Consider the following 12088-nt stretch of genomic DNA (forward strand, 5'->3'; position numbering starts at 1 on the left):
GGGCACCAAAGCTATCATGGCTTATCACAAAAAAAGAAGGTCAATTGACGGATACGGGTTTTGGGTTGACGTAGTGGGGTTTTGAGTTGAAGAGACTTCTTTTGTCTCATAAAAAAAGCCCCAAAATGGGGCTCTTTAAGTTGATTTTTGTGGTTTGATTAAATATTGGAAGCCAACCAGTCCCCGACATCACTGGTACCGTAAGATTTACCGCCTTCGGCCAAATCTTCGGTTACTATGCCTTCAGCCAATGACTTGTTGACAACAGCACGAATTACCTCAGCTTCATCAATTAGGTCAAGGTCTTCAAATAACATGGCCGCCGAAAGCACGGTTGCCAGTGGGTTGGCAATATTCTTGCCTGCCGCCTGTGGATATGAACCATGAATAGGTTCGTAAAGCGATACTTTGCTGCCTACCGAGGAGGAAGGCATTAACCCCATGGAACCAGAAATTACCGAAGCTTCATCGGTTAGGATATCCCCAAAGAGGTTGGCGGTGATTATAACATCGTAGGCTTTGGGCCATTGTACCAAACGCATGGCGACTGCATCTACAAATTCGTAGGACACTTCCACTTCTGGATACTCCTTTTCCATGTTCTGTACTGTTTCGCGCCATAATCTAGAGGATTCCAAAACATTGGCCTTATCCACACAGCAAAGTTTTTTGGAGCGTTTTAGGGCCATTTCAAAACCTTTACGGGCTAATCGCTCTATCTCAAACCGTTGATAGGTCATGGTGTCAAAGGCAGTGTTCCCGTTGTCCTTTCTTCCTCTCTCACCAAAATAAACTCCTCCTGTAAGCTCTCTAAGAATGATAAGGTCGGTGCCCTCGATACGTTCTCTTTTCAATGGGGATTTGTCAATCAAAGACGGGAAAGTGAAAGTAGGACGTACATTGGCAAAAAGACCCAATTTTTGGCGCATTTTCAATAAGCCTTGCTCAGGACGTACCTTGGCTGATGGGTCGTTGTCAAAGCGGGGGTGGCCTATGGCTCCAAAAAGTACGGCATCGGCATTGGCACACACCTCATGGGTTTCGTCCGGATAGGGCTCTCCTACGGCATCAATGGCGGCTGCACCGGTAAGGGCAGGCGTCCAATTGATTTCATGTCCGAATTTTTTTGCTACGGCATTGGATACTTTTACGGCTTGGTCTATTACTTCGGGGCCGATTCCATCCCCGGCCAATAGGGCTATGTTTAATTTCATTTCTTTAATTATCAGTTTTCAATAAACACAATTATCTATACTAGGTTGAGCATTTTTTCTGTGGCCTTTATGGCCGATACGGTCTGGTCGGAGTCCAATCCACGTGTAGTGAATTCATTCTCCTTGGTCTGCCAGGTGATGATGGTCTCGCAAAGGGCATCCGAATTACTCCCTGGGGGGATTCTAACGGCATAGTCCACCAGCTTGGGCAGTTCTCTGCCTTCTTTTTTGTATACTTTTTTCAGGGCGTTGATAAATGCATCGAACTGTCCATCTCCCTGTGCATTTTCCTCATAACTCTTTCCTTCAATTTCGATGGAAAGGGTAGTGGAGGGCTTCAGTCCTTTGGAGTGGGTGAGCACATAGGACTTTACAAACACCTTTTGTTGATGGAGATCGCTGTCCAACACATCGGAAATGATATAGGGAAGGTCATCCTTGGTGACCCTTTCCTTTTTATCGCCCAGTTCTATGATGCGCTCGGTGACTTTTTTGAGCTCCTCGTCGTTCAAGGTGAGTCCCAGTTCCTGAAGGTTCTTTTGGATGTTGGCCTTGCCTGATGTTTTGCCTAGGGCATATTTCCGCTTTCTACCAAAGCGCTCTGGTAATAAATCATTAAAGTAAAGGTTCTTTTTGCTATCGCCATCTGCATGTATACCAGCAGTTTGAGTGAATACATTGTCCCCCACAATTGGCTTGTTGTCCGGGATGCCAAATCCAGTAAATGCCGACACCAATTTACTCACTTTGTACAGCGAGGATTCCTTGACCCCGATGGAAATTTCGGGCATAAAGTCATTGATAACGGCCACTACGCTGGCCAAGGGGGCATTACCGGCCCGTTCCCCCATACCATTTACGGTAAGGTGTAGCCCGCGGGCACCTGCCTTAAGGGCTTCCATGACATTGGCCACGCTGAGGTCGTAATCATTATGCCCATGAAAATCGAAATGTGAGTTTGGATATTTTTCAATGATCTCTTTGAAAAATAGGCCTGTCTCACCATGCGTCAATACCCCTAAGGTATCGGGCAACAAAATTCGTTTTACAGGTTGGGCGGTAAGAAAATCCAAAAATTGGTAAACATACTCTTTGGAATTTCGCATACCATTGCTCCAATCTTCAAGATAAACATTGGTTTCAATGCCCAGTTCCTGAGCTTTTTGGATTACAGCGGCAATTTCTGAAAAATGTTGCTCGGGTGTTTTCTTGAGTTGATGGGTAAGATGATTCAGTGACCCCTTGGTTAGCAAGTTTTGCACCTTGGCACCAGCTTTTACCATCCAATCCAAGGATACACCATTGTCCACAAAGGTAAGCACCTCCACTTTTGAAATATAACCTTCGGTAGCGGCCCATTCCGTGATGTTCTGTACTGCCTTAAGCTCTCCTTCAGAAACACGTGCGGATGCAACTTCGATGCGGTCTACCCGAAGTTCTTCCAATAGCAACTTTGCCAATGTGAGCTTCTCGGAGACTGAAAACGAAACCCCAGAGGTTTGTTCACCATCCCTAAGGGTGGTGTCCATGATTTCAACGGTGCGTGCCTTCATTTTTACGTTACTGACGGGTTTTTTGCTGCCTACAAAGGAGTTTTTTCGGCAAATTCCTCGATATCATTTTTGATGTTCAACAAGTAGTCAATATCATCAAAACCGTTGAGCATATTTTGTTTTTTATATCCGTTGATGTCAAAGCTTTCGCTTTCACCAGTTTCTAAAATGGTGATTTTTTGTTCAGGAAGGTTTACTTCCAACTCTGTATTGGGATTGGATTCAATGGCCGTAAAAATCTTGTCCAAAAATTCTGGGCTTACCTGCACGGGCAAAACCCCAATGTTCAAGCAGTTATTCCTAAAAATATCAGCAAAGAAACTGGAAACCACACAACGGAATCCGTAATCGTATACAGCCCAAGCGGCATGTTCCCGGGATGACCCGGAACCAAAGTTTTTTCCACCTACCAGTATTTTTCCACTGTAGATGGGGTTGTTCAGCACAAAATGCTCTTTTGGGGTGTCATCGGAGTTGTACCTCCAGTCGCGGAACAAATTGTCCCCAAAACCTTTACGTTCCGTGGCTTTAAGGAATCGGGCTGGGATGATTTGGTCAGTATCCACGTTTTCAATGGGCATGGGTACCGCCGAACTTTTTAATATGTTGAATTTATCGTATGCCATGTTTTTTTAATTTTCAGTTATCAATGTTCAATTAACAATGGATTGCTCCAGGGTATATTGATAATGGTTCATTGTTTATTGTCAATTGTACATTGTTTATTGTTATGCGAACGCTTCTTCCATGAGTTCCCGTGGGTCAGTGACCTTACCGGTAACAGCCGCTGCGGCAGCAACCAGAGGACTTGCCAATAGGGTACGTGCTCCGGGACCTTGTCTTCCTTCAAAGTTTCGGTTGGAGGTGCTCACGGCATATTTTCCAGCGGGAATCTTATCATCGTTCATGGCCAAACAGGCGGAACATCCGGGTTCACGAAGCTCAAAACCAGCTTCTTGAAGAACGTCCAAAATACCTTCTTCCTTAATGGCTGCTTCCACTTGGTGGGAACCGGGAACCAACCATGCGGTCACATGGTCTGCTTTTTTTCTCCCTTTAATGATGGAGGCAAAGGCTCTAAAGTCCTCAATCCTACCATTGGTACAGCTTCCCAAGAAAACAAAATCAATAGGTTTTCCGATCATGGCTTCACCTTCGTTGAAATCCATATATTCCAAGGATTTTTTATAGGTGGCCACACCGCCTTCAACGGCTTCTGCAAGCGGAATGTACTTTTGGATACCCATACCCATTCCTGGATTGGTTCCGTAGGTGATCATTGGTTCTATATCGCTGGCATTGAAGGAAAGTTCCTTGTCAAAAACAGCATCTTCATCGGAATATAAAGTTTTCCAATATTCCATTGCAGTATCCCAATCCTGGCCTTTTGGAGTGTATTCGCGACCTTTAATGTATTCAAAAGTCTTATCGTCAGGAGCAATCATCCCACCACGGGCGCCCATTTCAATACTCAAGTTGCAAACGGTCATTCTACCTTCCATGGACATGTTCCTGAACACTTCCCCGGCATATTCCACAAAATATCCGGTTGCACCGGAAGTAGTCAATTGGGAGATGATAAACAAAGCCACATCTTTTGGGGTAACGGCCTTGCTCAAGGCTCCGTCCACATTGATGCGCATTCGTTTGGGTTTGGGCTGCATAATGCATTGGGTGGAAAGGACCATTTCCACTTCGCTGGTTCCAATTCCGAAGGCAATTGCTCCAAATGCACCGTGGGTAGAAGTGTGTGAATCCCCACAAACTATGGTTGCTCCAGGAACCGTAATCCCATTTTCTGGCCCAATGACGTGCACAATCCCATTTTTCTTATGTCCAAGACCCCAATATGGGATGTTATGGGCCTTGGAATTTTCTTCCAATGCTTTTAGTTGATTGGCCGATAGTTTGTCCTTAACAGGCAAATGTTGGTTTCGGGTAGGGGTGTTGTGATCTGCCGTAGCAAATGTACGTTCAGGGTACAGTACTTTGATGCCTCTATTCTTCAATCCCAAAAAAGCTACGGGACTTGTTACTTCATGCACCAAATGCCTGTCAATAAAAAGGACATCTGGACCATTCTCAATATGCTGGACCACATGGGAATCCCAAACTTTATCAAATAGTGTTTTACTCATCGTTGCATTCAATAATTGGTAAGCCAACAAATTTAAGGTACGAATAAAAACTTGCTAGCTTTTTGTGTTTAAAATTACGATGTTCAACTCCAATTTTTGTAGAAAACATCGAATGTTAACAAAAGCGGGCGTAGTATTTTCAAATATCACTTAAGGGAATCCTTCAACTTTAAAGTGCACAAGGTAAATGATTGTTATTTAACATGTTCCAGTATTATTTAACATTGTTGTAACGCTATCCAAGCCTGAAGCTGCATACTTTAGGACATCAACTTGAAAGTTTATTCATTAACTACATCAAAAAAACGAACCATGAGAAAATTTTACTCGGCCTTTTCGGCCACAATTCTAATGACCGTATTTCTTATGTCCAGTACCGCTTTTGCGCAATTGGACTTTTTACCACGGGGAAGTCAAATGGCAAAAGTTTCCCAACGGATAGGAAATACGGATGTCACCATCGTTTACTCCCGACCTAGCGTAAATGAGAGGGAAGTCTGGGGAGCATTGGTCCCGTATGGGATGAACAATCTTGGATTTGGGACAGCGGCGGAATCCCCATGGCGGGCAGGAGCCAACGAGAACACCATTTTTAAGACCACTCACGACCTTACCATTGGCGGGAAAAACCTTCCAGCGGGTAAGTACGGAATGCACATGATTGTAAATGAAGACAATACCGCAACGGTTATTTTTTCGAAGAATTATGGGGCTTGGGGCAGTTACTTTTATGATCCTGCAGAAGATGCCCTTCGCGTTGATGTTGAAACCCAAGAGGTTTCCCATGTGGAGCAACTTACCTTTGGTTTTGACCAAGTGGATGCCAACTCTGCGGTAGCTTCATTAAGTTGGGAGAAAAAGAAAATTCCATTTAAGGTTGAAACCGATGTTACCCAAAACATATTGGCAGAAATCCGCCAGCAATTGCAGACAAGCCCGGGATTCAATAGGCAAAGTTGGGAACAGGCCGCTAATTATGCCCTTAACAATGGAGGTGATTTGGATGAGGCCCTAAGTTGGGCAAATGCTGCCATTGAGGGACAGTTTTTTAGTGAAAAGAATTTTAACAACTTGAGCATTAAATCCCAAATTTTGGAGCGACAGGGGAAAGCTGCAGAGGCTAAAGCGGTAATGGATGAAGCCATGCCACTGGGTACGGTATTTGAAATTCACGGTTACGGACGGCAACTGATCGCACAAGGGAAAAAAGATGAAGCCCTAGCGGTGTTCCAGTGGAATGCAAAAAATCATAAGGGTACCTGGCCAGTGGATTACGGATTGGCCAGAGGCTATTCTGCGGTAGGGGATTATAAGAACGCCCTTAAACACCTTAAAGTGGCCGAAGGTCGTGCCCCAGACCAATTGAACAAGGATGCCATAGCCGCCAATATAACCAGATTGCAGGAAGGTACGGATATCAATTAATAATCAGTTGATAAAAGATAAAGCCCGGCATTGATCGGGCTTTTTTTAGCTGATATAATTCCAAATCGTCTTGTTCTGCATCATTTTGGAATAGGCGATAAGTATGGGCTTGTTTTCTTCCTTTTCCAACCTGGGATCTTCCTTTAGTAATTGAACGGCGTGGTAGCGTGCCGTTTTCAAGATTTGGTTGTCCTTGACAATATCGGCAATCTTAAGATTGAGCATGCCGCTTTGCTGGGTGCCCATTAAATCCCCCGGGCCACGGAGTTTGAGGTCTACTTCGGCAATTTCAAAACCATCATTGGTACGCACCATGGTCTGTAGCCGGGTTTTGGAATCTTCAGAAAGTTTGTGCCCCGTCATCAGGATACAAAAACTTTGCTCCGCACCACGACCCACACGCCCGCGGAGCTGGTGCAGTTGGGAGAGCCCAAAACGTTCTGCACTCTCTATGATCATTACCGATGCATTGGGAACATTCACCCCAACTTCAATCACCGTAGTAGCCACCATAATTTGGGTTTCGCCCTTTACAAAACGTTCCATTTCATAATCCTTGTCGGCGGGCTTCATTTTTCCATGGACAATGGATATTTGGTATTGTGGTTGCGGAAAATCCCGGACAATGCTTTCGTAACCATCCATCAAGTCCTTGTAATCAAGTGCTTCAGACTCTTGGATTAGGGGATATACGACATAGATTTGCCGCCCTTTCTTAATTTCATCTTTGATGAAGCGAAAAACCTTCAATCGGTTACTGTCAAAACGGTGTACAGTTTTAATGGGTTTTCGGCCTGGTGGCAATTCATCTATAACCGAAACATCCAAGTCTCCATATAAACTCATGGCCAAAGTTCTAGGGATTGGAGTGGCAGTCATTACCAATATATGGGGCGGAGTTTGGTTTTTGTGCCAAAGTTTAGATCGCTGTGCCACGCCAAACCTATGTTGCTCGTCCACAATGGCCAAGCCAAGGTTTTTAAACTGCACTTTGTCTTCCAAAACCGCATGGGTGCCCACTAAAATATTCAAATTGCCGTTTTCCAGTTGATTGTGTAGTAAGGTCCGTTCCGATCTTTTGGTGGAACCCGTCAATAGGGCAATTTTCACGTCCATATTCTGCAAAAGCTCCTTGAGTCCGTTGTAATGTTGTGTGACCAAAATTTCAGTTGGGGCCATTAAGCAGGTCTGGAAACCATTGTCTATGGCCAACAACATGCACATCAGTGCAACTATGGTTTTTCCCGAACCTACATCACCTTGTAGGAGACGATTCATTTGTGCGTTGCTGCCCAAATCGTTTCGGATTTCCTTGACTACCCGTTTTTGGGCTTCTGTAAGGTCAAAGGGTAAGTGACTCTCAAAGAATTCGGTGAACTTTTCGCCTACAGCCTCAAACGGCATCCCTTTGATTTTCTGTTTGCGAAGCATTTTTTTGGAGATGAGCTGCATTTGCACAAAAAACAACTCTTCAAACTTTAACCGAAACTGCGCCCTGGCCAGTAAGTTTTGGTTTTTTGGGAAGTGAATGTTGAAAAGTGCTTCGCTTTTTGAAATGAGTTGTAATTCTTCCCGAATAGTATTGGATAATGACTCAGGGAACTGTGCTTTTGATTCCAAAAACAATTGCTGTATCATTTTCCCTATAACCCGATTGGTAATACCCTTAGCCACAAGCTTTTCGGTGGAAGGGTAAATGGGCTGCATGGCAATTTTTACCCCTTGTTGATGTTCGGACAGGAGCTCCATATCGGGGTGGGGCATTGAAAAGGCACTACCATATCGTGAAACCTTTCCAAAAACCACGTAAGGTTCATTGATTTTCAGATTTTCCCTTATCCATTTGTGGCCGCGGAACCAGACCAGTTCCATTTGTCCGGTTTCATCAACAAAAGTGGCCACCAAGCGTTTTCCCCGTTTCTGTTCAACCGTTTTTAGATGGATGATTTTTCCAACAATTTGGACATCGGCTCCGCTGGGCTGCAATTGGGCAATTTTGTAATACTGGGTCCTGTCCAAATACCGATTGGGGAATAGATGGAGCAGGTCTCGATAGGTTTCAATGCCCAGTTCTGCCTTGAGGGTATCCGCCCGGTTGGGGCCAACACCTTTTAAATAGGGAATGGGAGTTTGCAGAAAATTGGGATTCATCAAACTAAAATATGTAATTTGGAAGGACTTTTGATACGATGATGGCATGAAGCTGAGCCCGACTCTTATTTTTTTCCTATTTGTGCAATTGCTGAACGCCCAGGTTCAGGACAAGGTGGATTTTACCCATGCCAATTCTGGTATTTATGTGGATGTTGATAGTTTGAAAATAAAAGGATCGGTAGAATATTCATTTAATGTCATTTCACAACTAGACACTTTTTTTCTTGATGCTCAAAACATGAAAATCTTTAAAGTAGAGTTGAACGGAAAAGAAGTTGACTATTTGTACAATACAAAGAAGTTAATAATCCATAAGAAATTAAAACCTTCAGCAAAGAATAAGCTGTTTATCCAATATGCGACACAACCTAAACAGACAGTATATTTTTTGGGTTGGGATGATGACATTCCTGGCAATGACCAAGTTTGGACTCAAGGCCAAGGTAAATATACCAGTCATTGGTTACCCAGTTTTGATGACATGATGGAGAAGGTAGAGTTTGACTTGGACATTATTTTGAAGGAAGACTATCAGGTCATCGCCAATGGAAAACTGAAAAAGAAAGACACACATCCAGACTCAAAAGCTTTTCTATGGCAGTTTGATATGACAAAACCTATGAGCAGTTATCTTGTAGGATTTGCCATTGGGGATTTCGATAAAAAAGAGCTCAAATCTTCTTCTGGAGTGCCCATTGAGCTGTATTATGAACCCAAGGACAGCCTAAAAGCTGAACCCACGTATCGGTATACCCAACACATTTTTGATTTTTTGGAGAAGGAGATCGGTGTTCCTTATCCATGGCAGAATTACAAACAGGTGCCCGTTCAGGATTTTTTGTATGCAGGCATGGAAAACACCACCTGTACCATTTTTTCCAACCAATATGTAATCGATTCCACGGCTTTTGTGGACAAAAACTACGTCAATGTAAATGCGCATGAACTTGCCCATCAATGGTTTGGAAACTTGGTGACCGAGGAGAGCGGAAGTCATCATTGGTTGCATGAGGGATTTGCTACATTCTATGCGTACTTGGCGGAAAAGGACATTTTTGGAGAAGAATATTTTTACTGGCATTTGTTGGGAACCGCAGAGGCCTTGGAACGTTTTTCGCAAGATGGCAGTGGAGAGGAACTTATCAACTCCGGGGCAGGGAGCCTTACCTTTTATGAAAAAGGAGCCTGGGCATTGGTCATGCTTCAAGACAGGGTAGGGCATGCCAGTTTTAGACAAGGGATAAAGAATTATTTGACCAAATATGCTTTTCAAAATGTGACCATACCCGATTTTATGTGGGAAATGGAAAAAGCTTCTGGAATGAATCTTGCCGATTTTGAGAATACGTGGTTGCAAGATTCTGACTTTCCATTTGATCAAATAAAGACCTTTTTAATGGAAAAAAGCCCATCCATTAAAACCTATTTTAAAATCAAGGATAGTATTGGGGAATCTAAGGCTGAAGCTGCCGCAATCTTAACGGACCATTGGACCACTTTACGATCCAGCCAGTTAAAATATCGTTTGATTTTGGATTATGGGGTTGAATTGCCTACCAGTTTCATTTCAAAAATCTTGCAGACGGAGGACACAAAAGTTCGCCAAGCAGTGGCACTTACTTTGTCCAATGTAGATGCAGCGTTGCAAAAGGATTTTGAGACCTTGCTTAACGATAAGAGCTATGCGACCTTGGAGCCTGCTTTATATAGACTTTGGACAGATTTTCCGGAAGAGCAAGCAAAATATCTGGACAAAGTCGATGGCATTATTGGATTTCCAAACAAAAATATTCGTTTGCTTTGGTTGACACTGGCCTTGGTGACCCCAGAATATCGAATGGATTCAAAACCTTCCTTTTTCAAGGAATTGGGTTCATATACAAATTCCAACTATCATTTTGAGGTTAGGTTGTTGGCTTTTCAATATTTGAAAAGCATAGGGGGATTAAACGATGAAACGTTGCGGAACTTGATTGAGGCGTGTGGGCATCACGTATGGCACTTTAAAAAATCGTCTCGGAACATGTTGAAGGAGTTTTTGAAAAGTGAGGGCAGCATGGCAAGATTAAAAGCACTTTATCCTTTGTTAAACCAAGAAGAACAGCAATATTTGGATAAAACTTTGGGCAAATGAGGGCATTGGTCATTTCGGGAGGAGGCAGCAAAGGGGCCTTTGCAGGCGGTGTTGCGCAGTTTTTGATTCAAGAAGCCCAGCACAAGTACGATATTTTTGTGGGTACATCCACGGGAAGCCTACTGATTTCCCATTTGGCACTCAACAAGCTCGATAAAATCAAGGAAATCTATTCGTCCGTTGATCAAGATAGCATATTTAACAATTGTCCTTTCCTTATCAAAAAAAAGCATGGCGTAGAGATTATTGCCATCAACCACTGGAATGTGGTGAAAAATTTTATCAGGGGAAAGAAAACGTTTGGGGAAAGTGAAAACCTAAGGAAATTGATTAGGGAGTCCATAACCAAGGAGGAGTTCGAAGAATTGAAGGAAGGCGATATGGATGTTGTGGTCACGGTTTCCAATTTGTCCCTGAACCAGGTAGAATACAAATCTATCAACGAGTGTACCTATGATGAGTTTTGCGATTGGATCTGGATTTCATCCAATTACACACCATTTATGAGCTTGGTGAAAAAAGATGGCTGCGAATATGCCGACGGGGGGCTGGGCAGTTTGGTCCCCATAGAGGAAGCACTAAGTCGTGGCGCAACTGAAGTTGATGTAGTGGTCTTGCATACTGAGGTGAACTATCTGAACCGGATGTCTTCCAAAAATCCTTTTGACTTGATTACCACTATCTTCGGTTTTATGTTGGATAGGATAGAAAATCAAAATATACGGATAGGGAAACTCGTGGCCAATCAGCGGGATGCCATCATCAACTTTTATTACACGCCTACGGTTCTAACGACCAATTCGCTCATCTTCAACAAAGAACGAATGACCTTGTGGTGGAAAAGAGGGTATCTGTATGCCAAGAACAAAAACGAAGAGACAAGTCCAATCAATCCCGAACTTCAGGAATAGATTAATCCCATAATTCACTGACTTCTTTTTTTACATAAGCCAATGCCGTGTTGGACGGGGATTGTTTTTCCATAGTTTGATTAAGGATGTCCTCTCTAAGCTTGTCAGGGGAATCCGTTTGGCTCATCCCTGCAGAGCGAATAATTTGTATGGTAGCATTTTTAGCTGCTTTTATAATATTCCAACATTCATCGGACATATAAATTTGCTGGGAAAGGTTGTGTTCAAACTCGGTTTCAATCTGTTTGATGAGCAGATTCTCATAATCACTCTTGCTTTTTCCCTTTGGTGCCACCCGAACCACCAAGCTGTTTATGGCAATACGTTCCAAGAAAAGCACCATACGTTCATAAGCCTGTAAACGCACGGGTAGTGTATCTTTTTGGGAATCTTTGTGCAAAAGAAATCTTCTGCGGCCATCTTCATTACGGGTATGCAACCTAAAAAAATAAAAGGCAACGACCCCGGTTACAACGGCAGGTAATAAATAGGCAAAAAGCTGAAGGATGTCATCTCCACTCATAAGACAGTTTGGTTTTTGTTGATTTTACAGAACAAG

The 12088-nt window shown here is 43.3% G+C and carries 9 protein-coding genes; 3 read left to right on the top strand and 6 right to left on the bottom strand.

Features of this window, described 5'->3' with window-relative positions; genetic code table 11:
* Window positions 1–158 precede the first annotated feature (158 nt).
* From leuB to leuC, 4 genes are all read right to left on the bottom strand, one after another.
* A complete protein-coding gene (gene leuB, locus EZV76_RS12505; RefSeq protein ID WP_136566903.1) occupies window positions 159–1214 on the bottom strand; it encodes a 3-isopropylmalate dehydrogenase in 1056 nt (351 codons plus the stop codon).
* A 35-nt stretch (window positions 1215–1249) separates the two neighbouring features.
* The gene (locus tag EZV76_RS12510) at window positions 1250–2767 is read right to left on the bottom strand and encodes a hydroxymethylglutaryl-CoA lyase-like TIM-barrel protein (protein WP_136566904.1); all 1518 of its coding nucleotides are present in this window, start codon (window positions 2765–2767) and stop codon (window positions 1250–1252) included.
* Window positions 2768–2796: 29 nt separating this feature from the next.
* Entirely contained in the window at window positions 2797–3393 is a 597-nt protein-coding gene (gene leuD, locus EZV76_RS12515; RefSeq protein ID WP_136566905.1) for a 3-isopropylmalate dehydratase small subunit, read from the bottom strand.
* 102 nt (window positions 3394–3495) lie between these two features.
* Window positions 3496–4905 carry a 3-isopropylmalate dehydratase large subunit gene (gene leuC, locus EZV76_RS12520; protein ID WP_136566906.1) on the bottom strand — a complete coding sequence of 470 codons (1410 nt, stop codon included), beginning with the start codon at window positions 4903–4905 and terminating at the stop codon, window positions 3496–3498.
* Window positions 4906–5217: 312 nt separating this feature from the next.
* Between leuC and EZV76_RS12525 the strand changes: the two genes are divergently transcribed.
* Window positions 5218–6330, top strand: a complete 1113-nt coding sequence (locus EZV76_RS12525) for a DUF2911 domain-containing protein (protein WP_136566907.1) — start codon at window positions 5218–5220, stop codon at window positions 6328–6330.
* A 45-nt stretch (window positions 6331–6375) separates the two neighbouring features.
* Here the strand turns inward: EZV76_RS12525 and recG are convergent, their stop codons facing one another.
* Window positions 6376–8481: an ATP-dependent DNA helicase RecG gene (gene recG / locus EZV76_RS12530; RefSeq protein WP_136566908.1), complete on the bottom strand. Its 2106-nt coding sequence runs from the start codon at window positions 8479–8481 to the stop codon at window positions 6376–6378.
* Between the two features lie 46 nt (window positions 8482–8527).
* On the opposite strand from recG, the gene EZV76_RS12535 reads away from it, so the two are divergent.
* Together EZV76_RS12535 and EZV76_RS12540 are read left to right on the top strand one after the other, a co-directional pair.
* Window positions 8528–10618, top strand: a complete 2091-nt coding sequence (locus EZV76_RS12535) for a M1 family metallopeptidase (RefSeq protein ID WP_136566909.1) — start codon at window positions 8528–8530, stop codon at window positions 10616–10618.
* Window positions 10615–11529: a patatin-like phospholipase family protein gene (locus EZV76_RS12540; RefSeq protein ID WP_136566910.1), complete on the top strand. Its 915-nt coding sequence runs from the start codon at window positions 10615–10617 to the stop codon at window positions 11527–11529. Before EZV76_RS12535 ends, EZV76_RS12540 begins: the two co-directional genes overlap by 4 nt.
* A 1-nt stretch (window position 11530) precedes the next feature.
* Here EZV76_RS12540 and EZV76_RS12545 read toward each other — a convergent pair whose 3' ends face one another.
* The gene (locus EZV76_RS12545; RefSeq protein ID WP_136566911.1) at window positions 11531–12052 is read right to left on the bottom strand and encodes a DUF7935 family protein; all 522 of its coding nucleotides are present in this window, start codon (window positions 12050–12052) and stop codon (window positions 11531–11533) included.
* Window positions 12053–12088: the final 36 nt, after the last annotated feature.

Source organism: Flagellimonas alvinocaridis (genome assembly GCF_004916895.1).
Taxonomy (GTDB): Bacteria; Bacteroidota; Bacteroidia; order Flavobacteriales; family Flavobacteriaceae; genus Flagellimonas; species Flagellimonas alvinocaridis.

Coding starts and splice junctions, on each gene's coding strand:
- leuB (WP_136566903.1), bottom strand. CDS start 1,214: ATGAAATTAAACATAGCCCTATTGGCCGGGGATGGAATCGGCCCCGAA.
- EZV76_RS12510 (WP_136566904.1), bottom strand. CDS start 2,767: ATGAAGGCACGCACCGTTGAAATCATGGACACCACCCTTAGGGATGGT.
- leuD (WP_136566905.1), bottom strand. CDS start 3,393: ATGGCATACGATAAATTCAACATATTAAAAAGTTCGGCGGTACCCATG.
- leuC (WP_136566906.1), bottom strand. CDS start 4,905: ATGAGTAAAACACTATTTGATAAAGTTTGGGATTCCCATGTGGTCCAG.
- EZV76_RS12525 (WP_136566907.1), top strand. CDS start 5,218: ATGAGAAAATTTTACTCGGCCTTTTCGGCCACAATTCTAATGACCGTA.
- recG (WP_136566908.1), bottom strand. CDS start 8,481: ATGAATCCCAATTTTCTGCAAACTCCCATTCCCTATTTAAAAGGTGTT.
- EZV76_RS12535 (WP_136566909.1), top strand. CDS start 8,528: ATGAAGCTGAGCCCGACTCTTATTTTTTTCCTATTTGTGCAATTGCTG.
- EZV76_RS12540 (WP_136566910.1), top strand. CDS start 10,615: ATGAGGGCATTGGTCATTTCGGGAGGAGGCAGCAAAGGGGCCTTTGCA.
- EZV76_RS12545 (WP_136566911.1), bottom strand. CDS start 12,052: ATGAGTGGAGATGACATCCTTCAGCTTTTTGCCTATTTATTACCTGCC.